Origin of the sequence: Devosia sp. 2618, assembly GCF_040546815.1 — a bacterium.
Lineage (GTDB): Bacteria > Pseudomonadota > Alphaproteobacteria > Rhizobiales > Devosiaceae > Devosia.
This window is the reverse complement of sequence record NZ_JBEPOO010000001.1, coordinates 3,136,850-3,161,536: the sequence shown is the minus strand read 5'-3', so window position 1 is coordinate 3,161,536 and position 24,687 is coordinate 3,136,850. Positions and strand designations below refer to the sequence as shown.

Annotated in this window: 24 protein-coding genes and 1 pseudogene; 9 read left to right on the top strand and 16 right to left on the bottom strand. The window is 60.7% G+C overall.

Annotation, left to right across the window (positions count from 1 at the left end):
• Positions 1-524: 524 nt before the first annotated feature.
• Positions 525-698 (top strand): hypothetical protein, encoded by a 174-nt coding sequence (locus ABIE28_RS15645; protein WP_354064505.1) that lies wholly within the window; start codon positions 525-527, stop codon positions 696-698.
• Positions 699-748: 50 nt separating this feature from the next.
• On the opposite strand, the gene ABIE28_RS15640 is transcribed toward ABIE28_RS15645, so the two are convergent.
• The 5 genes from ABIE28_RS15640 to ABIE28_RS15620 are packed head-to-tail and all read right to left on the bottom strand — an operon-like array spanning position 749 to position 3,548.
• On the bottom strand, positions 749-946 hold the full coding sequence (locus ABIE28_RS15640; protein WP_354064503.1) for a hypothetical protein: 198 nt from the start codon (positions 944-946) through the stop codon (positions 749-751).
• Entirely contained in the window at positions 930-1,112 is a 183-nt protein-coding gene (locus tag ABIE28_RS15635; protein WP_354064501.1) for a hypothetical protein, read from the bottom strand. Before ABIE28_RS15635 ends, ABIE28_RS15640 begins: the two co-directional genes overlap by 17 nt.
• A 33-nt stretch (positions 1,113-1,145) precedes the next feature.
• On the bottom strand, positions 1,146-1,712 hold the full coding sequence (phnN, locus tag ABIE28_RS15630) for a phosphonate metabolism protein/1,5-bisphosphokinase (PRPP-forming) PhnN (RefSeq protein WP_354064499.1): 567 nt from the start codon (positions 1,710-1,712) through the stop codon (positions 1,146-1,148).
• Between the two features lie 4 nt (positions 1,713-1,716).
• The gene (locus ABIE28_RS15625) at positions 1,717-2,853 is read right to left on the bottom strand and encodes an alpha-D-ribose 1-methylphosphonate 5-triphosphate diphosphatase (RefSeq protein ID WP_354064497.1); all 1,137 of its coding nucleotides are present in this window, start codon (positions 2,851-2,853) and stop codon (positions 1,717-1,719) included.
• Positions 2,853-3,548 (bottom strand): DUF1045 domain-containing protein, encoded by a 696-nt coding sequence (locus ABIE28_RS15620; RefSeq protein WP_354064495.1) that lies wholly within the window; start codon positions 3,546-3,548, stop codon positions 2,853-2,855. The genes ABIE28_RS15625 and ABIE28_RS15620 overlap by 1 nt, the downstream gene beginning before the upstream one ends.
• Before the next feature lie 113 nt (positions 3,549-3,661).
• Between ABIE28_RS15620 and ABIE28_RS15615 the strand changes: the two genes are divergently transcribed.
• From ABIE28_RS15615 to ABIE28_RS15605, 3 genes are all read left to right on the top strand, one after another.
• Positions 3,662-4,915 (top strand): glycerate kinase type-2 family protein, encoded by a 1,254-nt coding sequence (locus tag ABIE28_RS15615; RefSeq protein WP_354064493.1) that lies wholly within the window; start codon positions 3,662-3,664, stop codon positions 4,913-4,915.
• A gap of 9 nt (positions 4,916-4,924) precedes the next feature.
• The gene (locus ABIE28_RS15610) at positions 4,925-5,278 is read left to right on the top strand and encodes a VOC family protein (RefSeq protein WP_354064491.1); all 354 of its coding nucleotides are present in this window, start codon (positions 4,925-4,927) and stop codon (positions 5,276-5,278) included.
• An 87-nt stretch (positions 5,279-5,365) separates the two neighbouring features.
• On the top strand, positions 5,366-6,304 hold the full coding sequence (locus tag ABIE28_RS15605) for a Gfo/Idh/MocA family protein (RefSeq protein WP_354064489.1): 939 nt from the start codon (positions 5,366-5,368) through the stop codon (positions 6,302-6,304).
• 123 nt (positions 6,305-6,427) lie between these two features.
• Here the strand turns inward: ABIE28_RS15605 and ABIE28_RS15600 are convergent, their stop codons facing one another.
• On the bottom strand, positions 6,428-7,366 hold the full coding sequence (locus tag ABIE28_RS15600) for an aldo/keto reductase (protein WP_354064487.1): 939 nt from the start codon (positions 7,364-7,366) through the stop codon (positions 6,428-6,430).
• A gap of 161 nt (positions 7,367-7,527) precedes the next feature.
• Complete coding sequence (locus tag ABIE28_RS15595) at positions 7,528-7,920, bottom strand: VOC family protein (protein ID WP_354064485.1); 393 nt, start codon at positions 7,918-7,920, stop codon at positions 7,528-7,530.
• Positions 7,921-8,143: 223 nt separating this feature from the next.
• Here ABIE28_RS15595 and ABIE28_RS15590 point away from each other — a divergent pair, with 223 nt between their 5' ends.
• From ABIE28_RS15590 to ABIE28_RS15570, 5 genes are all read left to right on the top strand, one after another.
• A complete protein-coding gene (locus ABIE28_RS15590) occupies positions 8,144-9,739 on the top strand; it encodes an ABC transporter substrate-binding protein (RefSeq protein WP_354064483.1) in 1,596 nt (531 codons plus the stop codon).
• Positions 9,740-9,802: 63 nt separating this feature from the next.
• Entirely contained in the window at positions 9,803-10,810 is a 1,008-nt protein-coding gene (locus ABIE28_RS15585) for an ABC transporter permease subunit (protein ID WP_354064482.1), read from the top strand.
• Complete coding sequence (locus ABIE28_RS15580; RefSeq protein WP_354064480.1) at positions 10,810-11,709, top strand: ABC transporter permease subunit; 900 nt, start codon at positions 10,810-10,812, stop codon at positions 11,707-11,709. Before ABIE28_RS15585 ends, ABIE28_RS15580 begins: the two co-directional genes overlap by 1 nt.
• 4 nt (positions 11,710-11,713) lie before the next feature.
• Positions 11,714-12,562, top strand: coding sequence for an ABC transporter ATP-binding protein (locus ABIE28_RS15575; RefSeq protein WP_354064478.1), 849 nt, complete (start codon positions 11,714-11,716; stop codon positions 12,560-12,562).
• Entirely contained in the window at positions 12,559-13,392 is an 834-nt protein-coding gene (locus ABIE28_RS15570) for a dipeptide ABC transporter ATP-binding protein (protein WP_354064476.1), read from the top strand. Before ABIE28_RS15575 ends, ABIE28_RS15570 begins: the two co-directional genes overlap by 4 nt.
• A 70-nt stretch (positions 13,393-13,462) precedes the next feature.
• Here the strand turns inward: ABIE28_RS15570 and ABIE28_RS15565 are convergent, their stop codons facing one another.
• The 9 genes and pseudogenes from ABIE28_RS15565 to ABIE28_RS15530 all read right to left on the bottom strand — a co-directional run bounded on the left by ABIE28_RS15565 (position 13,463) and on the right by ABIE28_RS15530 (position 24,678).
• A complete protein-coding gene (locus ABIE28_RS15565; protein WP_354064474.1) occupies positions 13,463-14,497 on the bottom strand; it encodes a Gfo/Idh/MocA family protein in 1,035 nt (344 codons plus the stop codon).
• A gap of 63 nt (positions 14,498-14,560) precedes the next feature.
• A complete protein-coding gene (locus ABIE28_RS15560) occupies positions 14,561-17,215 on the bottom strand; it encodes a bifunctional diguanylate cyclase/phosphodiesterase (RefSeq protein WP_354064472.1) in 2,655 nt (884 codons plus the stop codon).
• 115 nt (positions 17,216-17,330) lie between these two features.
• Positions 17,331-18,110, bottom strand: coding sequence for a DeoR/GlpR family DNA-binding transcription regulator (locus tag ABIE28_RS15555; protein ID WP_354064470.1), 780 nt, complete (start codon positions 18,108-18,110; stop codon positions 17,331-17,333).
• Positions 18,111-18,162: 52 nt separating this feature from the next.
• Positions 18,163-18,567, bottom strand: a complete 405-nt coding sequence (mce, locus tag ABIE28_RS15550; protein ID WP_354064468.1) for a methylmalonyl-CoA epimerase — start codon at positions 18,565-18,567, stop codon at positions 18,163-18,165.
• Positions 18,564-20,684: a methylmalonyl-CoA mutase gene (gene scpA, locus ABIE28_RS15545; protein WP_354064466.1), complete on the bottom strand. Its 2,121-nt coding sequence runs from the start codon at positions 20,682-20,684 to the stop codon at positions 18,564-18,566. Before scpA ends, mce begins: the two co-directional genes overlap by 4 nt.
• Entirely contained in the window at positions 20,684-21,241 is a 558-nt protein-coding gene (locus ABIE28_RS21155; protein ID WP_502913438.1) for a biotin/lipoyl-containing protein, read from the bottom strand. The genes scpA and ABIE28_RS21155 overlap by 1 nt, the downstream gene beginning before the upstream one ends.
• Before the next feature lie 8 nt (positions 21,242-21,249).
• Positions 21,250-22,651, bottom strand: a pseudogene (locus ABIE28_RS15540) (acetyl-CoA carboxylase biotin carboxylase subunit); the annotation flags it as partial.
• On the bottom strand, positions 22,648-22,989 hold the full coding sequence (locus ABIE28_RS15535) for an endonuclease domain-containing protein (protein WP_354064463.1): 342 nt from the start codon (positions 22,987-22,989) through the stop codon (positions 22,648-22,650). The gene ABIE28_RS15535 and the pseudogene ABIE28_RS15540, both read right to left, overlap by 4 nt.
• 156 nt (positions 22,990-23,145) lie before the next feature.
• Positions 23,146-24,678: an acyl-CoA carboxylase subunit beta gene (locus ABIE28_RS15530; protein ID WP_354064461.1), complete on the bottom strand. Its 1,533-nt coding sequence runs from the start codon at positions 24,676-24,678 to the stop codon at positions 23,146-23,148.
• Positions 24,679-24,687 lie beyond the last annotated feature (9 nt).

Here is a 24,687-nt window from a genome sequence, read left to right as displayed (position 1 = left end):
GGACAACACCAGATTGTCCGACGCAGTTCAAGCGTCCATTCGATTCATAGGAGTTGGGCTGCGCCTCGTAAAGATGAGCTGCATGATCATAATTTCTCACTACGACGAATGTCGAGCAGTCTTTTTCCGGAAATATGCATTCTCTGGTCGTTGCCCATCTAGCAATCGGTCCGGAACGCTCCTATCTTGCCAGCACTGCATCGGCACATGACGATGCTCGAGCCGCTAACCAGCAGGAAAGGACTGAAGATGATGACATCACTTAGCTTCCCAATCCATGCAGGCTTTCCGCTCGTACGTACCGGTGTAACTGTTGCCAAACGCTGGCAAGGGACCTGTCGCTCGAAACGAATGTGACCAGCCGTCACGCCTTCGTCTCACTTCTCCGATAGAACCCCAGCATTGCCGGACAGAATGGTGCAAGCCCCGTTTGCTCACCCGATTCTGGTTCATGCAATGCCCAAGAAGAGCATCCAGCCATGCAGGAACGCAGTTTAGATAGGGCCCAGGCCCACAAGCCAATCGTGATAGAAGTTGCCGGGGAACCCCTCGGCGTCGTCGTGCCAAATGCCGACGGCTTCCGTTTTCTCGCCGTCAAGCTCCCCGCTTTCGCTATCGACGGGCAGCAGTTCGAGACCGTCGAAAAGGCTCATTTCGCCGTATCGCAGGCCGTCCGCAAGGGCGCCGACGCGGCATGAAAAAGGCGAGGCACTGAGCCTCGCCTTGCATCTTGTTCAGTCAGACAATCCTAGCCGTCATTATTGGCGTTGAGATCGTCCGGGTGCTTGCCTTCGCTGATCGGCGCTGCCGGTTCGAGCGCAACATCTATTGCCTGAGCGAGGGCTCTAACATCGACATGCGCGCCCCCGTGGCCCTGCCGTTCCAGCTCAGCTGAAATGGCAGTTGCTATGGTCTGGCGCCGCGAGCGATCAGCCTCCGTTGCCATTGATCTGCACTCCGCCGCCGTCGATCCGTACTTCAAGCGCAGGTTTCTGCTTCTCTTGGTAAGTATAGATGGCAAAGCCGACAACCGCGACCAGCAAGATTGCAAGCACGGCGTAAAGTCCATTCCGACTCATAGAAAACTCCTGACGCTTAATCAGAAAGCTCAACGCACAACTTGGCGTCTGGTTCACCCAGCCAGGTTATTCTTGTGCCGCAATCGCCCTCAAGGCCATGACAAAGGCGGTGACGCCAATGGCGATCGGCCCGGAATTGTCGATGATGATCGGATTGATGCCAGCAGGAACCGGCGCGCTTTCCCGCGCCAGGCGTGCAGTGATCTGGTCGCCGCTTTCGCGCCCGCGCAGGGTCAGACGCTCGGCCCGCCGCGAGATTTCGGCGGTGATCAGCACCACGGCACAGGCCGGATATTTGGCGCGTGCTTCGGCGACCACATGGCGCGACACATTGGCGACAACGATCTTGCCTAGCGCCAGGTCGGTATCAACGCTCAGGGGCAGAGCATAGCGCAGATTATGCGCGTCCCATGATAGCGCGAACCGTCCGCCAGCTTCCATCTGCTCGAATTGCTCGCGGTCAATGCTGTCGTGGTCTTCCACTTCGACGGCGGCGGGACGTGTGACGAGGCGGCGGACAAATACGAAGCGTTTATCGTTGTCCAGCGCCTGGCGGGCACCGCCGATCAGCGTGTCCTTGCCAACGCCCGATGGGCCAACGACCAGAACAAGTGAACCGAGCGGTCGCGCCATGGTGTCAGCTAACCCTTATGCCTTGCCGCCAAACGCTGCGCACGACGGCCAAATCGCCCACCATGCGCACGCGCACCATATCGCCACGCTTGCCCACCGCAATCTCGCCGCGGTCGTCGAGCCCGGCAGCGCGCGCCGGATTGGACGTCACGGTCGCCAGCGCCTTGGGCAGGCTCAGTCCGTCCACGCGCTGCGGCAGCACAAAGGCGGCCTGCAGCAGCGCCAACGGCACGTAATCTGAACTCAGAATATCCAACAGCCCCGCCCGCACCAGATCGGTCGCAGAGATATTGCCAGAATGGGAACGGCCGCGCACCACATTCGGTGCGCCCATCAGGATTGCAAGGCCCGCATCATGAGCCGCCGAAGCGGCTTCCAGCGTCGTAGGGAATTCAGCAATGGCCACGCCATCGGCCACGGCTTCTTCGATATGGGCGAGGGTCGTGTCGTCGTGGCTGGCAAGGCGCAGGCCCAGCTCTTTGGCGCGCTCTACGATGTGCTTGCGGCTTGGGCCGGCATAGCTGTCGTGCTCGAACTGGCGTTCGGCCAGATAGGCTTCGACCTCTTCGGGCGTCCGGCCCATCTTGTCCTTGTAGAAGCGCCGATAGTCTTCCATCGAGCGGAACTGGCGCTGGCCGGGGGTGTGATCCATCACCGAAGCCAACCGCGTCTGTTCGCTATCGGCATAGGCATCAAACTGCTCGATCACGTCGGGCGTCGGCAGTTCGCAGCGCAGATGCACGAAGTGCTCGGCGCGCAACCAACCATCGTGGCGGCCGCTCGCTATGGCGCCGGTCAGCTTGTCGACATGAGCGCCCATGCCGGGAAGATCTGGGTCCGAGCCGATACGAACCGCGTCAAACACCGTGGTAATGCCCGAGCCCGCAATTTGCACGTCATGGGCATGCAGCGAGGACAGTGGGTCCCAGAATACGCCGGGGCGTGGGCGATAGTGGTTTTCCAAGTGGTCGGTGTGCAGCTCGACCAGGCCGGGGATCAGATAATCCCCCTCCATGTCCTCGCCAGACTGGCTTGTGCCTTCGTCGATCGCAGTGATTACACCATCCTGCACGGCTACGCTGCCGTCGATGACAGTGTCGGCCAGCACGATGCGGGCATTGCGGAAAACCGTCCCAACCATCAAGCATCGGCTCCGAGCTTGAAGTCAGCGACGCGGCGGAACGGCTTGCCAGCGTCAGGCTCGTGGAACAGCACCAGCCGGTCCAGCACAACGGGCTCTTCCAGAACAGGGCCAAACCAGGTGTTGGCGGCCTGCGCGATTTCCCGTGCATCTTCGCCGGTCAGCCTGTCGCTCAGCGTCATGTGGAAGCGGAACTCTTCAAACACGTAGGGATAGCCATAGGCGTCGAGCAGTTCGATCTGCCTTTCGCTCAGGCCCTTGCCGGCCCGCGCAGCTCGATCCTTGACCGACATGGGCGCACGGAACGGATCAAAATCCTCGACGACGTGCGAGGCAAAATCCTGCAGCGCTTCGTTTTCGCCATCGACCATCAGCGCCAGAAAACCTTCAAGCGAGGCTAACTGCAGTTTCCCGAGTTCGATGGGCTGATGCCGGGTCGCAAATTCGGCAAGCGCCGCGCGCAACGCGGCTTCGTTCATATCTTCGGCCAGCGCCATTGGCGCCTTGATCGTGGCGTGGAAGCCATAGCGATTGGCCGATTGGGTCAGGTTCAGCAAACGGTCGCGGTCTATGCCAGCCACGGGGCCATGGAAAAGGTCGCCGTCATGGGCGTCGCGGCCAAGCCAGGTTGCCGCACGCTCCCAGATATTGCTGGTCGCCGAGGGAGCGAAGTAGATCGCGAATCGTTCTGTCATTGGGACTCCATGGCCAGCGGCTACTCGGACTGTGTGTCGCCCGTTTGACAATTGTCCACCTCAAGCATTGGTGGCTACCTTCGCCTACACCGAATCGCAAGCTCGGAGAACCTATGGACCGCACACTCCTCGAACAGTTGTTTCGCCGAGCGGTCGCGACCGCACAGCCTGCACTGGGGATCAGCCTCAATCTTCCGCCCAAGCCGCGTGGCCGCACCATCGTCGTCGGCGCTGGCAAAGCGTCAGCCCAGATGGCGCGGGCCTTTGAGCAGGCCTGGGACGGTCCTTTGTCGGGCATTGTGGTGACGCGCTACGGTTATAGCGAGGCGTGCGAGCAGATCGAAATCGTCGAGGCGGCGCACCCTGTGCCGGACGAAGCGGGCTTTCTCGCAGCCCGTCGCATCATGGAAACCGTGTCGGGCCTGAGCCCTGACGATCTGGTCGTGGCGCTGATTTCGGGCGGCGGCTCGTCGCTTTTGCCCGCTCCGGCGCCTGGCCTGACCCTTCATGACGAACAAGTTATCAACAAAACGCTGTTGGCGTCAGGCGCGCCGATTTCGGTGATGAACATGATCCGCAATCAGTTCTCGACCATCAAGGGCGGACGCCTCGCGGCGCGTTGCGCTCCGGCCCGCGTGGCAACGCTGGTTGTGTCTGATGTTCCGGCCGACGATCCGGCCGTGGTGGCATCCGGCCCAACGCTTCCCCTGTTCGGCACGCGCGAACTGGCGCGCAAATATGCCAGCCTCTATCGCCTCGAACTGCCGCCCAACGCCGCCAACCTTCTGGCGGGCGAAGAAAACCTCGCGCCAACGCCCCATGATGCAGCGTTTGCAAGCAATACGATCCGCACGATCGCGTCAGCCGGCCTGTCGCTCGAAGCTGCTGCCGCCGAAGCACGCCGACAGGGTGTTGAGGCCGTCATCTTGTCCGACTCCATGGAGGGCGAGGCGCGCGACGTGGCGCAGGTTCACGCCGCCATGGCGCGAGAGATCGTGCTGCGCGACCGCCCCTTCACCAAGCCGGTCGTTCTTTTATCGGGCGGCGAAACCACGGTGACCTTGCGCGGCAAGGGCAGGGGCGGACGCAACACCGAATTCCTGTTGTCGCTCGCCAGCATCATCGATGGCATGGCCGGCGTCTCGGCCGTCGCTGCCGACACCGATGGCATTGATGGTTCGGAAGATAATGCCGGCGCCTTCGTTGACGGCACCACGGCGACGCGTCTGCGCAAGGCCGGGATCGACCCGCTGGCGGCTCTTGCGAATAACGACGCCTATTCGGCCTTTGAGGCGATTGGCGACCTGCTGGTCACTGGCCCGACCGGCACCAATGTGAACGATTTCCGGGCAATCCTGATCCGATAGGAGACGATGATGGCAAAGGCAGTGGGCATTGGCGGTGTGTTCTTCCGCGCGCCCGACACCAAGGCATTGGCTACATGGTACGACACCCATCTCGGCATTTCCGGCTTTTGGGGGCAGCAGGCGGGCCTGACCATTTTTGCGCCGTTTGAGGCCGACACCGACTATTTCCCGGCCAGCCAGCAGACCATGCTCAATTTCCGCGTCGATGACCTTGATGGACTGATCGCACAGCTGAGGGCTGCTGGCATCGGTGTCGAAACCCGCCCCGACGAATGGGACACAACGGAAACCGGGCGTTTCGCTCGCATCATCGACCCTGCCGGCAATCACGTCGAACTGTGGCAGCCACCCGCCAGCCACTGAATAAATCATACAATTTGGTGCACTGCCCCTTGGCAGGGATGCGTGCTGTCTGCTTTATACCGCCAGTTTTTCGGGAGAAGCCGTCTCATGGCAAAACGCAGGATCGCCGTCATTGGTGTGGGCAAGATTGCGCAGGACCAGCACCTGCCCGTCATCGACGCATCCGAGGATTTTGAACTGGCGGCGACCGTCTCGACGCGCGGGCTGAGCCACAATGGCCTGCCGGCGTTCAAGACCCCCGCCGAGCTCTACGCGGCCCTGCCGGATGTATCGCTGGTGTCGATCTGCACGCCGCCCGGCATCCGCCACCAATATGTCCGCGAGGCGCTCGACGCCGGCAAGGACGTGATGATGGAGAAGCCTCCCACGACGACGATCTCCGAACTCGACGATCTGATCGCTCACGCCAAACGGCTTGATCGCGTGCTCTACCAGACCTGGCATTCCCAATATAACGCCGCAGTCGACCGCACCAAGGCGATCATCGCCGATCAGGGCGTCAAGTCGGTGCGCATCGATTGGCGCGAAAGCGTCCGCAAATGGCATCCCGGGCAGGACTGGGTGTGGGAGCCCGGCGGCTTCGGCGTCTGCGATCCAGGCATCAACGCGCTGTCGATTTTCACCAAGATCATGCCGTTCCCGGTCTTTGTGCAAAGCGCCAAGCTGACCTTCCCGGCCAACCGGCAGACGCCCATTGATATCGAGATCGGCTTTAAGTCCGGTCAGTTGCACCAGCCAGAACTCTCGGCTGGCTTTAACTGGCTCGAAGAGAAGGGTGAGGTCTGGACCATCCGCATTGAGACCGGAACGGGCGATGTGCTCAAGCTCGAAGGTGGTGGCCGCTCGCTGCGCGTCAACGACGAGTTGGTGCTTCAGCATGGCGATCACGAATATGCCGTCATGTACGACCGTTTTGCCGAACTGCTCGACCGCCACGAAACCGATGTCGACGCCGCCCCGCTCCGCCTCGTCAGCGATGTCTTCCTGATGGGCGCCCGGATCAACGGTCCTGATTTTGAGTGGTAGGGGATACCCCCACGTAACCTCCCCCTGATAGGGGAGGAATACGCTCGGTGCTTGTGAACCGATAGAGTCAGAGACGCGACTAGTTCCTCCCCCTTTTCAGGGGGAGGTTAGAAGGGGGTACTCTTACTTCCCCGCATCCGTGAGCGTCTTGATATCATCCTCGCTGAGCTTTAGACGCACGCCCTTGGCAAGGCTGCGCACCTGCTCAACCGACGTCGCCGAAGCAATCGGCGCCGTTACGCCGGGCTGGGCCACGAGCCACGCAAGCGACACCTCGGCCGGTGTCGCGTCATTGGCCTTGGCGACTTTGTCGAGTGCGGCAAGAATTTTCTCGCCCTTGGCATTGAGATAATTGGCAGCACCACCGCCGCGCGCCGATTTACTGAAATCGGCCTTGCTGCGATACTTGCCGGTCAGGAAACCAGCCGCGAGGCTGTAATAGACCACGGTCCCGATCTCATGGGCGGTGACTGTGTCACGCAGTGCATCGAACTCGGCGCGATCATAAAGATTGTAGCGCGGCTGCAGCACATCATAGCGCGGCAGCGACTTGATCACCGAGACCTGTTGTGCCGCCTCGACCATTTCGGCGGTGTAGTTCGAGGCGCCAACCGCCCGCACCTTACCAGCCCGAACCATCGGATCGTAAGCGCCGAGCGTTTCTTCGTGACTGGTTTCCAGGTCCGGCCAGTGGCTGAAATAGACGTCGATATAGTCGGTCTGCAGGCGCGCCAGCGAAGCTTCAAAAGCAGGGGCGATCTTGTCCGCTGCCAGTCCGCCAGGCTTGTTGGCCGAATTGACCTTGGTGAAGATATGAACCGCCTCGCGGTTGCCGCGGGCTTTCAGCCATTTGCCGATGATCGTTTCGCTCATGCCAGGAGGATTGCCGGGCACCCAGTTGGGGTAACCCTCCGCCGTATCGATGGCGGTAAAACCTTCTTCGACGTAGGCATCGAGAATGGCGAATCCGGCCTTTTCATCCACCGTCCAGCCAAAGACGTTACCGCCCAGCACCAGCGGTTCGATGACAATTTCACTGCGTCCGAGCGGGCGACGATCCATGATGTGTCTCCTGTAAAATCTTTAGATAAACGCCGGCATCGGCATTCGGTTCGATTGCAGGGGCCACGCAAAATGCAACCCAGCCAGATCAATATAGGCATGGCAAGTGGCCGGATCATCCCTATGGCGCAGAGAGATAAATTGCTTGAACGGCGCCGCGATCAGCGCTTGGGCTCGATCAGGTCCCACTTGTTGCCATAGAGGTCTTCAAACACCGCCACCGAGCCATAGCTCTCGTGCCGCGGCTCCTCCAGAAACCGCACGCCGCTCTCGATCATCGCGGCATGGTCGCGTGTGAAGGTGCTGGTATTGAGGAAAAACATGACGCGTCCGCCGCCCTGCTTGCCAACGGCCGCAAGTTGCGTTTCGCCCTCGGCCTTGGCCAGCAAAAGCTGCGCCCCGGACTGGCCCGGCGGGGCAATCAGCACCCAGCGTTTGTCCCCACCCAGATCGGTATCGGCGACCAGGTTGAAGCCGAGCTGATCACAGTAAAATGTGATCGCGTCTTCATAATCTTTGACAAGAATGGCTACGGTGGCAATGGATTGGGTCATGGCGTACATGGATCATCAGTGCAGCTGCATGGTCAAGCGCTTCAAGCCGCGCCGAACGGTTCATTTTAAAACCGTCCATTTCTGTGGAATGTGGTTCTGGCCGTCATCAGATTGACCAAATGGTCAAACTCCCCCATTGCGCTCCCGCAGATTCTACGCTTTGTTGGCCGCAAGCCCCTGCCATCAAGCTGGGTGCGCATAATATTCTCGGGAGAAAACATTCATGAAATTGATGAAAAGCTTGCTGGCGGCGACCGCCATCATTGCTTTGGCCGCTGGCGCAGCCCAGGCCAAGCAACTGGTGTTCTGCTCTGAGGCTTCACCCGCGCATTTCGATCCAGGTCCAACCACTGGCGGCAACGACTTCGACGCGTCCTCGCGTACGATCTTCAACCGTCTCGTCGAGTTCAAGCATGGCGGCACCGAGGTTGAGCCCGGCCTTGCCGAGAGCTGGGAAATTTCCGACGACGGCCTGACCTACACCTTCCACCTGCGTCCAAACGTGAAGTTCCACACCACGTCCTATTTCACGCCAACGCGTGATTTCAATGCGGACGACGTGATCTTCTCGTTCGAGCGTCAGTGGAAAGAAGACAACGCTTATTACACCTATCTCTCTGGCCTTTCCTGGGACTACTTCCAGGGCATGGACATGCCCAAGTACCTCAAGAGCATCGAGAAGGTTGATGATCTGACCGTCAAGATCACCCTGAACGAACCAAACTCGCCAATGATCGCAAACCTGGGCATGGACTTCGCGTCCATCATGTCCAAGGAATATGCTGATCAGCTCGAAGCCGCCGGCACGCTGGCAGACTTCGCTTCGGCCCCGGTTGGCACTGGCCCGTTCCAGTTCGTTGATTACCAGACCGACGCTGTCATCCGCTATGCAGCCTTCCCAGACTACTGGGCTGGCAAGGTCGCCATCGACGACCTGATCTTCGCCATCACGACCGATCCGGCTGTGCGCGTGCAGAAGCTCAAGGCCGGCGAATGCGATATCATTCCATATCCATCGCCAGCAGACATTGCCGACCTCCAGGCTGACCAGAACCTCGTCGTTCAGGAACAGGAAGGCCTCAACATCGGCTACATGAGCTACAACACTACCGTTGCTCCGATGGACAATGTTGCGGTCCGTAAGGCCCTCAACCAGGCCATCAACAAGGACGCCATCATCGAGGCAGTCTATCAGGGCGCCGGCCAGGTTGCCGTCAATCTGATCCCGCCAACCATGTGGTCCTACAACACCGAAGTGAAGGACGACGCCTACGATCCAGCAGCTGCCAAGGCAGCTCTCGAAGCCGCTGGCGTCAAGGACCTGAAGCTTGACCTCTGGGCCATGCCTGTCAGCCGTCCATACAACCCAAATGCGCAGCGCGTTGCTGAACTCATCCAGGCCGACTGGGCCGCTGTTGGCGTCAAGGCCAATATCGTCTCCTACGAGTGGACCGAGTACCGTGAGCGCGGCAAGGCCAAGGATCGCCCAGGTGCGTTCCAGATCGGCTGGACCGGCGACAATGGTGATCCAGACAACTTCTTTGCGACCCTGTTCTCCTGCTCGGCTATCGGCGTTTCCAACTATTCCAGCTGGTGCGACGAAAGCTTCGAAAAGCTGATCCAGGACGCAAAGACCATTCCTGATCAGGCTGAACGTACCAAGCTCTATGAGCAGGCCCAGGTCGTGTTCAAGGAACAGGCTCCGGCCCTGACCCTGGCACACTCCAAGGTGTTCATGCCAATGAGCAAGCGCGTCATCGGCTACACCATGGACCCGCTTGGCATTCACCGCTTCGACAACGTCGACGTGACTGAATAATACCGGTTCTAACGAAAACAAGGGCGGCGCTGCATAAGCGCCGCCTTCATCATTGGCGGGATCATGCTTCGATACATTCTGCATAAGCTGGCGCTGATCGTGCCAACGGTGATTGGCATCACCATTGCTTCATTCGCGTTCATCCGGCTTTTGCCCGGCGATCCCATCCTGGCCATGGCTGGTCAGCACGGCGTATCGCCCGAACGCTACGAAATCCTCCGGGAACAGTTCGGCTTCAACCTGCCCATCTGGCAGCAGTATCTGAACTATGTCTGGGGCGTGCTGCACGGCGATTTCGGCATATCGCTGGCCACCAAGCGCCCTGTCCTGACTGACTTCCTGGCGCTGTTTCCCGCCACGATCGAGCTGGCGACCTTCGCCATGTTGATTGCCATTGCTGTGGGCATTCCCGCCGGCATCTTTGCCGCCGTCAATCGCGGCTCTTGGTTTGATCAGGTAACCATGGGGATCGCGCTCACCGGCTATTCCATGCCCATCTTCTGGTGGGGCCTGCTACTCATCATTTTCTTCTCGGGCTATCTCGGCTGGACCCCTGTTTCGGGCCGCATCGCGCTCAATTTCTTTTTCAAGCCCGTCACGGGCTTCATGCTGATCGACAGCCTGATCTATGGCAATTGGGCCGCCTTCGTGTCGGCCGTCCGTCACCTGATCCTGCCAGCGGTGGTGCTGGGCACCATCCCGCTCGCCGTTATCGCGCGGCAGACCCGTTCGGCCATGCTCGAAGTGCTCGGCGAGGACTATGTCCGCACCGCCCGCGCCAAGGGCCTGTCACCAAACCGCGTCATCAACATCCATGCTCTGCGCAATGCCATGATCCCGGTGGTCACCACTATCGGCCTGCAGGTCGGCATGCTGATGGCCGGCGCCATCCTGACGGAAACCATCTTCTCCTGGCCGGGCATCGGCAAATGGATGATCGATTCCATCTCCAAGCGTGACTATGTCGTCGTCCAGTCCGGGCTGCTGCTGATCGCGCTCGTGGTCATGGCGGTCAACCTCATCGTCGACGTGCTCTATGCCGTCATCAATCCTCGGATAAGGGCGCGCTGATGACCGAGATTACCCCCGTATCGACCGAACGCCCGCGCCTCGCAGCGCTGGCAGAGTTCTGGCATTATTTCTCCATGAACCGCGGCGCCGTCATCGGCCTCGTCGTGTTCACTTTCCTGGTCATTGTGGCCCTATTCGCCCCTCTGATCGCGCCATTCCCGGCCGATCAACAGTTCCGCGACGCTCTACTGGTTCCACCCGCATGGATGGAAGGTGGCCGCTCGGCTTATCTCCTCGGCACCGATCCTGTCGGCCGCGATATTCTCTCGCGCCTGATCCACGGCGCGCGCTACTCGCTCGCCATCGGTCTAGTGGTGGTCACGGTGGCGCTCACCGTCGGCATCGTGCTCGGCGTGTTGGCCGGCTACTTCCGTGGCTGGGTCGACGTTGTCATCATGCGCGTCATGGACATCATTCTGGCCTTCCCATCCCTGCTGCTGGCCCTCGTGCTCGTGGCGATCCTTGGGCCCGGCCTGTTCAATGCCATGCTGGCCATCGCGCTGGTGCTACAACCACACTTTGCCCGCCTCGTGCGCGCCGCAGTGATGGCCGAAACCAGCAAAGACTATGTGACCTCTGCCCGCGTCGCCGGCGCTGGCCATATCCGCCTGATGGTCAAAACCATCCTGCCAAACTGCGTGGCGCCGCTGATTGTTCAGGCTACCCTGAGTTTCTCCAACGCCATTCTCGAAGCCGCCGCTTTGGGCTTCCTCGGCATGGGCGCCCAGCCACCAACTCCCGAATGGGGCACCATGTTGGCTTCCGCGCGCGAGTTCATCACCCGCGCTCCATGGGTCGTGACCTTCCCGGGTCTGGCCATCCTGATCACGGTTCTGGCGATCAATCTCGTGGGCGATGGCCTGCGCGACGCGCTCGATCCCAAGCTGAAGCGGAGCTGAACCTATGGCACTGCTTGAAATCAAAAACCTCACCGTCGCCTTCGACACCTCTGTCGGCCTGTTCAAGGCCGTCGATGGCATCGATGTGTCGGTCGAGGCCCGCGAAGTGTTGGCCATTGTCGGCGAGTCCGGTTCGGGCAAGTCGGTCGCCATGCTGGCCGTGATGGGCCTGCTGCCATCGACGGCAACCGTCACCGCCGACGTCATGACCTTTGAAGGGCTCGACCTGCTCAAAATGAGTCCGTCGGACAAGCGCAAGATCATTGGTAAGGACATTGCCATGATCTTCCAGGAGCCCGTGGCCAGCCTCAATCCCTGCTTCACCGTGGGCTTCCAGATCGAGGAAGTGCTCGAGCGTCATATGGGTCTCAAGGGACGTGCGGCGCGTGATCGAGCGGTTGAACTGCTGCGCCTTGTTGGCATCACCGATGGTGCCGATCGTCTGGGCGCTTTCCCGCATCAGATGAGCGGTGGTCAATGCCAGCGTGTCATGATCGCCATGGCCATCGCCTGCAATCCAAAGCTGCTGATTGCCGACGAACCGACCACAGCGCTCGACGTGACCATCCAAAAGCAGATCCTCGATCTCTTGGTCGGTTTGCAGGCAGAGCATGGCATGGGCCTGATCATGATCACCCATGATATGGGCGTCGTTGCCGAAACCGCCGACCGCGTCATCGTGCAGTACAAGGGTCACAAGATGGAGGAGGCCGACGTGCTCTCTCTGTTTGAAAACCCCAAGTCTAACTACACGCGTGCGCTGTTGTCGGCTCTGCCCGAAAACGCGGTGGGCGATCGCCTGCCGACCGTCGCCGATTTCAAGTTCACCGACGAAACGGGAGCCACCCTATGACAACGCCCGTCTTGCAGGTGCGCGATCTCAAGCGCGATTATATCTCTTCGGGCGGTCTGTTCCGTCCGGCCAAAGTCGTCCACGCTGTCAAGGGCGTGAACTTCAGCCTCGAAAAGGGGCGTACGTTGGCGGTAGTCGGCGAAAGCGGCTGTGGCAAGTCCACGCTGGCGCGCATGATCACGCTGATCGACAACCCGACTTCGGGCGACATTCTGATCGATGGCGACAAGGTCGACGCGACCCATGGCGTCACCAAAGCGATGCGCCAGAAGGTACAGATCGTTTTCCAGAACCCCTATGGCTCGCTCAATCCGCGCCAGAAGATCGGCGAAGTGCTGGCAGAACCGCTACTGCTCAACACCGATATGTCTGCTGCGGAACGCAGGCAGAAGGCCCTGGAAATGCTGATCAAGGTTGGCCTTGGTCCAGAGCACTTCAACCGTTATCCGCACATGTTCTCGGGCGGCCAGCGCCAGCGCATCGCCATCGCGCGAGCATTGATGCTCAATCCGAGCTTCCTCGTACTGGACGAGCCCGTGTCGGCGCTCGATCTTTCGGTGCAGGCGCAAATCCTCAACCTGCTCAAGGATCTGCAGGCCGAGTTCGGACTGACCTATGTGTTCATCAGCCACGATCTGTCGGTGGTGCGCTACATCGCCGACGAAGTGATGGTGATGTATTTCGGCGATGTCGTTGAACACGGCACCCGCGATGAAGTCTTCGGCAATCCCCAGCACGAATACACCCGCGCCCTGTTCGCTGCGACGCCCAAAACCAGCATCGACAGCATCAAGACCCGACTGGCCAAAAAGGCCGCGCTGGCGGGGTAGGGCCACCCCGCCGGAGAACGCAGAATCGTCCCCGGCGGCAAGGTGCGGTCAATGTCAATCAGCGTCCCGCTCATAGCGTAACGCGCTGACCTGCCTTGGCCGAGCGCATCATGGCGTCGATCAGCCGATGCACGTTGAGCGCGGTATGCCCATTCGACAGCGGCTGCCGCCCGGCGAGCACGGCGTCGGCAAACTCAGCGATCTGGGCTGCGTGCCAGTCAAACGGGAACGCCATCGGGTCTGCCCCGCCGCCGCCTTCACTGGCTTCGCCTTCGGTGATCGTCTGCCCGTCCATTGTGCGAACTGTCAGGTTACCGGCGGTTAGCGTGGCACTGGCCCTAGCAAAGTTCAGGGTCAGGCTCTCCGGCCCGCCGGGGAAATTGGCCGTGGTGGCCATCACCGCGCCGACCGCGCCATTGGCAAATTCGAGGCCCGCCGACACGAAGTCTTCGGTCTCCATCTGATGCAGCCGCGTAGTCTTGGCCATCGCCGTAACGGCGTCGACTGGCCCGGAAAGGCTCAGCATCAGATCAAGCGAGTGAATTGCCTGCGTGATCAACACGCCGCCGCCATCCTGCTCCAGAGTGCCGCGGCCCGGCGTGTCGTAATAGCCCTGCTGCGGTCGCCACCACGGCACCGTCAGGCTGACAGCCTCCAACGGGCCGTAACGGTTCTCGGCAACCGCCTCAGCCAGATAGAGAGAGGCGCGACGGAAGCGATGCTGGAAAATCACCCCCAGCGGCACGCCAGCATCATCGCAAATCCCCACGATCCGTTCGGCCGCCGCCAGGGTGCGTTCGACGGGCTTTTCCATCAGCACGGGTTTACCCGCCTTGGCCGCCGCCGCTACGATAGCCGCGCGTGCATTGGGCGTCGTCAGCACCAGCACGGCATCAAGCCGCGGGTCGGCCAGCAGCGCCTCGTAGCTTTCGGCTTCCGGGAAACCATAGGTCGCGCAGAACTGCGCGCGCTGCGCCGGATCGCGGCGATAGACCCCGATGACGGCAATGTCCTTGGCCAGCGATTGCAGTGCCAGAGCATGCGGCTTTGCGCCCATGCCGGCGCCAACCACTCCGATGCAAAACCTGCCCTGCTCGTCACTCATTGCGTCAATTCCTCCACATGTATGGAAGATCAATGCCCTATGGGACGGCGTTTGAGAAGGCTTTTACGAAGCCTGTTTCCAGGCCTTCGCTCTAAGGAACTCTTCGAGTTTTTCGCTGCTCAGCGGACGCGAGAAGGCATAGCCCTGAAGAATATCGCAGCCCAGATCGCGCAGGATCGCAGCATGCTCCATGGTCTCGACGCCCTCGGCAACCACCTCGATGCCCATGGATTTGCCGATATCGACGATCGACGCCAGCAACTGGCGCTGTCCGTGATCGACAAGGATCGGATTGACCAATTGGCGGTCGATCTTGAGCCGGGTCGGGCGCAGCTTTTGCAACGAGACGATGGAGGCATAGCCGGTGCCGAAATCGTCGATCTCGACGTCGATCCCAAGCTCTTTGATCTGATCGATGTTCCAGCTGACGATGCTGTCATTCTCGTCGAGATAGATCGACTCCACCAGCTCAAACGACATGCGGCCCGGCTCGATGGCAAGCTGGCGCAGGCCCTTGATCAGGTCTTCGTCATGCAGGCGCCGAAGCGAGACATTGACAGAAGCGCGCGGCACATTGAGCCCCATCGCGTCCCAACGAGCGACGGCGGCCAGCGTTTGCTCGAGGATCAGCCGATCAACCGTCGCCACCACATTGAGCTCTTCGGCGATCGGCAGAAAAGCGTCAGGCGCCTTGATGCCCTCGGTTGGATGCTGCCAGCGCGCCAGCGCCTCTACGCCAACTACCTCAAGCGTATGGGCGTCAAACTGTGGCTGGAACCAGGCGACGAATTCGTTGCGCTCAAGACCACTGAGAATTTCGTCGGCAACGCGCTTCGTCCGCACCACCTCGGCCTGTAGTTCTTCCGAGAAAAACTCAAACCGATTGCGACCGCGCCCCTTGGCCCGATAAAGCGCAATATCCGCATTGATCAAAAGCCGTTTGACGTCGATTTCCTCGCCTTCGGCAGCTGCAATGCCGATGGATACACCGAAGCGGACATCGTGGCCTTCGTATTTAACGGGCTGGCGCATTTGCTTGACGATTTTCTCGGCCAGCATGCCCAGATGCAGCTCCCCCTCAACGGCACTGGTCAGAACCACGAACTCGTCGCCACCGACACGCGGGACAAAGTCGTTCGGGCCACTATTCTCGCGCAAGACGCCGCTGGCATGAACCAGCATGGCATCGCCAGCGGCGTGACCAAGCGTGTCGTTGATCTGCTTGAAGCGGTCCAGATCGATATGCAGCAAGGCGATACTGCGTGTGCCGCCGAAGCCGCCACAAGCGTTGCGCGTCAGCATTTCATCGAGATAGCGCCGGTTCGGCAGACCCGTCAGACTATCGTGCAGGGAATTGTGCTCGATATTGACCCGGGCCGCCTCCAGCTCGACATTGCGGGCTTCGGTGAGTGCATTGGCCGTGGTGAGTTCATCATGCAGCGCCATATCAGCGGTGATGTCCCAGTTCACGCCGAGGATTTTTCGATTGCCTTGGGCATCGGCATAGACGGTGGCGACGGACTTGATGGTGCGCTGCTGACCGTCCGTCCAGCACAGCCGGTACACCGCCACAAAGCCGCCGTCGCGAATGCCCTGTACAAACTGCTCTTCGGCGCGGTCGATGTCATCGGGATGCACCCGTTCGCGCCACGATTCATAGCCACGGAAACCGTTTTTCGGCAGGCCATAGATTTCGTTCATGCGGTCATCCCACAGAAACTCATTGGTCTCCATGTCCATGTCCCACACGCCGATCTGCAGGCTATCGAGCGCCAGTCCCAGTCGCCGCGAAATGGCTTCGAGTTCGATTTCGCGCTGCGTCAACTCTTGAAGATGGCGCTGCCGGTCCTTGCTGATGCGGCCGGCCAAACCAATGGGCAAAAGGATCAGCGCTCCGCCGATCACCACGGCAAGCCGCAGCAGCCACACCTCGAGTGGGTCACGGTGCCAGCCCGTCTTCGGCACGGCAGCGATCTCCCAGCGCCCTGGTGGCAGAATGATCTCGGCAGTCACCGGATTGTCGGTCAGCGCCGTGCCAAAAAAGGGCGGCAGGGAATTGCTGGCTACGGAACGGTCCGTGATGGAAATGTCGATGGCCAGATCAGGGTCGAGCAGGCCGCCTTGGGTATACATTCGCTCGATGTCGATAACCGCCGAGACAATGCCCCAGAACCTGACATCTGCCCCATCGTGAACGAAAACCGGGAAACGGGCCACAAAGCCTCGCCCGCCTTGCACCAGACTAACGGGGCCCGAGAGTACGAGCTCGCCGGTATCGCGAGCGCGAAACACCGAGTTGCTTTGCGCGCCGGCAGATCGATAGTCGAGGCCGATAGCGCGCTCATTACCCTCTAACGGGTATGTCATGCTCACAACCAGATCAGGTGCGGCAGCCACCGAGCGGAGTTGCCCATCTTCCTCAAACAGGTTGGCAGCCAGCGCTGCAAAGCGTTCCTGATTGAGATCTGGCTCGGTTGAAATGGTGGAAACCAGCCCGCGAACCAGCTGGATATTGGCGTTGATGCTGCCTTCAAGGCGCGCGCGGATCAACGATATCTGATCCTGAACGCTACTGCGTAGACGTTGCTCGTTGATGCCTTCGGCCTGCTGGTCCAGATAAATCCCGGTGCCAACCACCAGTATCCCCGCGACCAACGCCAAGAGGAATCTGGGCCGCACCCAGCCCTTTGTCGCGTTCCACGCGATTGCCCCCGACACCTTCATGCGCCCCCACATGCTTCAGAGGCCTTCTGGCCTTACGGCACAATACGAAGAATATGATTAATTTTTGCCTTATGGGGATTTTCGGTGCCGACGGGCCGTTACCAAATTCTTAATGGCCGGTCGTTTCCCCAGTTTCGATCAATGTCACGCCCGCCGATAGACAGAGCGCGCGGAACGCCTCGGATGGACAATTGTCAGTCACGAAGGTGCCAATCTGGTCAATGCGGGCAATTCGAACGGGTGCCGAGCGCTGGAACTTGCCCCGGTCGGCGACAAGGATCACATGGCGCGCATTGGCGATGATGGCTTGGGCGACTTTGACTTCGCGGTAATCGTAATCGAGCAGCGCGCCCTCTTCGTCGAGAGCAGACGCGCCGATGATCGCGTAGTCCACCTTGAACTGGCTGAAGAACCCGGCGGCCGCGTCGCCCACGATGCCTCCGTCCGATGGGCGCACAACCCCGCCGGCAATCACCACCTCGAAGCGCGGATAGACCCGCATGCGGTTGGCGACATTGATGTTGTTGGTGACGACGAGAAGCCCCGCGTGATCGAGCAGAGCCTGGCTGACGGCCTCGGTCGTCGTGCCGATATTGATGAATAGCGATGCGTCATTGGGAATGAGCGCCGCCGCGGCACGGCCGATGGCATCCTTGGCCTCAGCGGAAATCCTGCGCCGTGCCTCATATTCGAGGTTTTCAACGCCGGAGGGCAGGGTGGCGCCACCATGCGTTCGGCTCAGTAGTCGCTGATCGCAAAGCTGGTTGAGATCCTTGCGGATCGTCTGCACCGACACAGCGAAATGTGCCGACAAATGATCTACCGTGACCCGGTTCTGCTGTCGGGCGAGTTCGAGAATGGCTGCGTGGCGTTGTGTCGTATCGAGCATAATCTGCTTTCGTTTGGCGCCATTCTAGGGTCAAACGAAAGCGCAGGGAAGCTCAGACCTGTTCGAGTTCAATCAACGTGCCGTCAAAATCCTTGGGATGGACAAACAGCACGGGCTTGCCATGTGCACCGATTTTCGGACTGCCATCGCCCAGCACACGCGCACCACCCGCTGTCAGCGTGGCCGCCGCCACCGCAATATCCTCAACCTCAAAACACATATGGTGCATGCCGCCATTGGGGTTCTTGGCGAGGAACGCGGCAATGGGTGAGCCTTCGCCCAGCGGCTCCAGAAGTTCCACCGTGGTGTTGCCGGTATCGATGAAAACCACGGTCACGCCGTGCTCGGGGAGCGGCTGCGGCTGGCCGACATGAGCACCAAGCAGATCCCGATACTTGGCCGCCGCCGCCGCCAGATCCGGAACCGCAATAGCGATATGATTGAGGCGCCCGATCATCGATTGCTCAGCCTTCCCTCGATTTCATTCAGCACCGAGAAGGCGGCGCTGAGCACGTTGGTGCCGGGGCCGAAAATGCCGGCAACGCCCGCCTCATAGAGGAAGTCGTAGTCTTGCTCGGGGATCACCCCGCCAACAATGACAGTGACTTCACCGAGATCGCGGTCTCGCAGCGCGGCGATCAGTTCGGGCACCAGTGTCTTGTGGCCCGCTGCAAGCGACGACACGCCGACGGCATCGACCTTGAAGTCATCGACATGGGCGGCGACTTCCGGCGCGGTTTCGAACAGGTCGCCCATATGGACGGTAAATCCGAGATCGGCAAAGGCGGATGCGATGATCTTGGCGCCGCGGTCGTGCCCGTCCTGGCCCATCTTGGCGATGAAAATGGATGGTGCGCGGCCGCGTGCCGCCTTGAAACTGTCGATGCGCCCAACGATAGCGGCAAATTCGGGGTCGCCTTCGTAGCCCCCAGCATAGACGCCGGAAATGACGCGCGTGACGGCGGAGTGGCGACCAAACATATCTTCCATCGCCTGGCTGATCTCGCCCAGCGTGGCGCGCGCGCGGGCCGCTTCAATGGCCGCTTCGAGCAGATTGCCTTCGTCCTTGGCCGCAAACTCGCGCAAAGCGTCGAGCATGGACTGGCACTTGGCCTCATCGCGGCTGGCCCTGATGCGCTGCAATTGCGCGACCTGTTCCACGCGCACTTTGGCATTGTCGATCTCGCGCACTTCGATGCCGTCCTCGGTATCCAGCCGATAGCGGTTGACCCCGACGATGACATCCTCGCCGCGATCCACCCGCGCCTGGCGCAAGGCTGCCGCGCGTTCGATTTCAAGCTTTGGCGCGCCAGACTGCACCGCCTTGGTCATGCCGCCCTGCGCTTCGGCGTCGCCGATCAAAGCGCGCGCGCCTTCGACCAATTGGCTGGTCAGCGCTTCCACATAATAGGAGCCGCCTAGCGGGTCGACGACATCGGTGATGCGCGATTCATGCTGCAGGATAAGTTGGGTATTGCGGGCGAGCCGGCTCGAAAATTCGGTCGGCAGCGCGATGGCCTCATCGAACGAATTGGTGTGGAGGCTCTGCGTGCCCCCCAGCGTCGCGGCAAGCGCTTCGATGGTGGTGCGAATGACGTTGTTATGCGGGTCCTGCTCGGTCAGCGACACGCCCGAGGTCTGGCAATGGGTGCGCAGCATCTTACTGCGCGCATCTTTGGCGCCGAGCCCGGTCATGATCTCGCTCCACAGCTGGCGCGCCGCGCGCAGCTTTGAGACTTCGAGAAAGAAGTTCATGCCGATGCCGAAAAAGAAGCTTAGCCGCCCGGCAAAGGCGTCGATATCGAGCCCCTTGGCCTGCGCCGCGCGGACATATTCCATGCCGTCGGCCAGTGTATAGGCCAGCTCCTGCACCGCCGTCGCCCCGGCCTCATGCATGTGATAGCCCGAGATCGAGATCGAGTTGAACTTAGGCATATGCTCCGCGGTGTGGGCGATGATGTCGCCGATGATCCGCATCGAGGGCTCGGGCGGATAGATATAAGTGTTGCGGACCATGAACTCCTTGAGGATGTCGTTCTGGATGGTCCCGTCGAGCTTGGCCTGCGGCACACCCTGCTCCTCGGCCGCGACGATGAACATGGCCAGCACCGGAATGACGGCGCCATTCATGGTCATCGAAACACTCATCTGATCGAGCGGAATACCGTCGAACAGGATCTTCATATCCTCTACACTGTCGATGGCGACACCGGCCTTGCCGACATCGCCCACGACGCGCGGATGATCGCTGTCATAGCCGCGATGGGTCGCAAGATCGAAGGCGACGGACAGGCCCTTCTGCCCCTTGGCGAGCGCCTGCCGGTAAAAGGCGTTGGATTCGCGGGCCGTCGAGAAGCCGGCATATTGCCGAATGGTCCAGGGCCGGTTGGCATACATCGTGGCGCGCACGCCGCGCGTGAATGGCTCGATGCCCGGGATTTCAGGATCATCGCCGAAATAGACCGGCTTGACCGGGATGCCGCCATAGTCGCGATCAAGGGCGGACAAGGGGGTGTCGCGGAGTTCCTTTTGAGCGAGCGTGGCCCAATGGGCGAAGTTGGCCTTGTCGTTCATTACAAAGCCTCAAACTCGAGGATGACCTGATCCACCGCCAGCACCACGCCGGGCGCGGCATGCACCTTGCTGACCCGCGCGCGCTTTTCGGCTTTTAGCACATTTTCCATCTTCATGGCTTCGACGATGGCCAGCGTCTGCCCATCCTCAACGATATCGCCTTCCGCCACATCGATGCGCACCACCTGCCCCGGCATGGGGCACAGCAGGAAGCGGCTCATGTCGGGCGGGACTTTGATCGGCATGTGTGGCAACAGTGCCGCGATGTGGGGGCGCAGCACCTGCAGCTTGAGGTCCGCGCCGCGATAGCGGATGCGGAAGCCAGAGGTGGTGGGCGTGACCTTGAGCACGACGGAACGGCCATCGGACCAGTCCAGCTTTGCCGTGTGATCGCCCGGCTGCCAGTGCAGATGCGCTGCCTCGCTGTGCCAGCCGACATCGACAACGGTTTCCGGGCCCTGCTGGTGCAACGAAACGGCCGTGGCTGCGTCGCCATTCTGCACGTGCCAATGCGTTTCCGTCACCGCGCCGGTGCGGCGTTGCTCGCGGCGGGCCATCATGATGGCGGCGGCGGCCACGACGTCGAGCTGGTGCGCATCGCTCAATGTCGCGCCGTGAAAACCCTCGGGGAATTCTTCGGCGATATAGCCAGTGGTAAGCCTGCCCTCGCGGAAGCGATCCTGCTCCATGACGGCGGACAGGAATGGCAGATTGTTGCCGACGCCTTCGACCTCGAAACTGTCGAGCGCAACGGCCATGGCATCAATCGCCTCGATGCGCGTCGGCGCCCAGGTGCAGAGCTTGGCGATCATCGGGTCGTAGAAAGTGGAGATTTCGCCGCCTTCGAACACGCCGGTATCGTTGCGGACAGTGGCGGTTTCTGCAGGCGGCCGGTAACGCGTCAACCGCCCGGTAGATGGCAAAAAATTGCGGTAGGGATCTTCGGCGTAGAGCCGGCTCTCGATGGCCCAGCCATTGCGCTGCACCTGATCCTGGGTGAGCGGCAGTTTCTCGCCATTGGCGACGCGCAGCATCAGTTCGACGAGATCGAGGCCGGTGATCAGCTCGGTCACCGGATGCTCGACCTGCAGCCTTGTGTTCATTTCGAGGAAATAGAATTTGCGGTCCTTGTCGACGATAAATTCCACCGTGCCGGCGCTGGTATAGCCAACTGCCTTGGCCAGGGCGACGGACTGCTCGCCCATGGCCTTGCGCGTGGCGTCATCGAGGAAGGGAGAGGGCGCCTCTTCGATCACCTTCTGGTTGCGGCGCTGGATCGAGCATTCGCGCTCGTTGAGATAGAGCACATTGCCATGGGCATCGCCGATCAGCTGGATCTCGATATGGCGCGGCTCGGTGACGAATTTTTCGATGAAGATTCGGTCATCACCGAAAGATGACGCGGCCTCGGACTTGGAGCGCTCGAAACCCTCGCGCGCCTCGGCATCGTTCCACGCGATGCGCATGCCCTTGCCGCCGCCGCCCGCCGACGCCTTGATCATCACCGGATAGCCGATGGATTTCGAAATAGTCACCGCGTGTTCGGCGTCGTCGATCAGGCCCATATGGCCGGGCACGGTCGACACACCGGCCTCGGCCGCGAGCTTTTTGGACGTGATCTTGTCGCCCATCGCCTCGATGGCCTTGACCGGCGGTCCGACGAAAATTATTCCGGCCGCCGCCAGCGCCTCGGCGAATTTGGGGTTTTCGCTGAGGAATCCATAGCCCGGATGCACCGCCTGCGCGCCAGTCTGCTTGCAGGCAGCGATGATCTTGTCGATCTGGAGGTATGAGTCCTTCGCAGGCGACGGCCCGATATGCACCGCCTCGTCCGCCATCCGCACATGCAGCGCTTCCCGGTCGGCATCGGAATAAACCGCGACCGTTGCAATGCCCATCTTCTTGGCGGTCTTGATAACCCGACAAGCAATCTCGCCTCGGTTGGCGATGAGGAGTTTGGTGATCATGGAGCGGTTTCCTCAATGGCACGCGCAAGTGTGTCGAACACGCCTTCAGCGTTATTCAAGACGTCATCATTGGTGAAGCGAAGCACACGGTAACCTTGCGTTTCAATGAAGCGCGTGCGCGCTGCGTCATAATACATGGCCTGCTCGGAACCATGCGTATCGCCATCAATCTCGATTGCCAGCTTTAGACTATGACACGCAAAATCCAGGAAGTAAGGACCCAGCGGTACCTGACGGCGGAAGTTGTGGATCTGTCGAAGCGGATAGAGCAGGCGCCACATCTCCCGTTCGGGACCTGTCGCATCCCGACGCAGTTGGCGCGCTCGTTCTATGTTCAAGACCCCCACCCCTGTCCCCTCCCCACAAGGGGGAGGGAGACCCTCTCGACCAGTCTTCGTATCCACATGCTCAGCCTTTGCGGCTCCATCGTCTCCCTCCCCCTTGTGGGGAGGGGACAGGGGTGGGGGTATGTTGGGTCCATTTCCGAACAACCCTCACAACGGAATATTGTCGTGCTTCTTCTTGGGCATGCTGTGCGTTTTGTGGCGCAGCGTCGAGAAGGCGCGGATGACGCGGCGTCTGGTGCCGTGGGGCATGATGACGTCGTCGATGAAGCCGCGTTCGGCGGCAACGAACGGGTTGGCGAAGCGGGCTTCATAGTCGGCGGTACGCTTGGCGATCTTTTCCTTGTCGCCCAGTTCGGAGCGATAGAGGATTTCCGTCGCGCCCTTGGCGCCCATCACGGCGATCTCGGCTGACGGCCAGGCATAATTGACGTCGGCCTTGATGTGCTTGGACGCCATCACGTCATAGGCGCCGCCATAGGCCTTGCGGGTGATGACGGTGACCAGTGGCACGCTGGCTTCGGCATAGGCAAACAGCAGCTTGGCGCCATGCTTGATGATGCCGCCATATTCCTGCGCCACGCCGGGCAGGAAGCCGGGCACGTCGACAAAGGTGAGGATCGGGATTTCAAAACTGTCGCAGAAGCGGATAAAGCGCGCGGCTTTCTTAGAGGCGTTGATGTCGAGACATCCCGCCAGCGCCAGCGGCTGATTAGCGACGACACCGACCGGATGGCCATCGAGGCGGATGAAACCGCACAGGATATTGCCGGCATGATCCTTCTGGATTTCGAGGAAGTCGCCCTCGTCGGCGACCTTCTCGATCACTTCGCGCATGTCATAGGGCTTGTTGGCGCTATCGGGGATGATGGTGTCGAGGCTGTTGTCGCTGCGGTCGATCGGGTCATGCGTCGGCAGGCGGGGCGGCTTTTGGCCCGCGGCAAGCGGCAGGAAGCCGAAGAGGCGCCGCACTTCGAGCAGGGTTTCGATATCATTGTCGAAAGCCGCGTCGGCGACCGAGGAAATCCTGGTATGGGTCGAGGCGCCGCCGAGTTCTTCCTGCGTGACGCTCTCATTGGTCACGGTCTTGACCACGTCAGGGCCGGTTACGAACATATAACTGGTGTCTTTGACCATGTAGATGAAGTCGGTCATGGCCGGCGAATAGACCGCGCCGCCTGCACAGGGGCCCATGATGACCGAGATCTGCGGCACCGCGCCCGAGGCCTGCACATTGCGCCAGAACACGTCGGCGTAACCGCCCAGCGAGGCGACGCCCTCCTGGATGCGCGCGCCGCCTGAATCGTTGAGCCCTATCACTGGCGCGCCGTTTTGCAGCGCCAGGTCCATGATCTTGCAGATTTTCTTGGCGTGAGTTTCGCTCAGCGAGCCGCCGAAGACGGTAAAGTCCTGGCTAAACACATAGACCAGCCGACCCTCAATCGTGCCCCAGCCGGTGACGACGCCGTCGCCGGGAATGATGGTGTCGGCCATGTTGAAATCCGTCGCCCGGTGGGTGACGAACATATCGTATTCTTCGAACGAGCCGGGATCGAGCAGCACATCGAGCCGCTCGCGGGCGGTGAGCTTGCCTTTGCCGTGCTGGGTATCGATCCGCTTTTGCCCGCCGCCCAGCCGGGCCTGCGCGCGCTTGTCTTCCAGTTCAGCAATGATCTTTTGCATCGGCTCCCG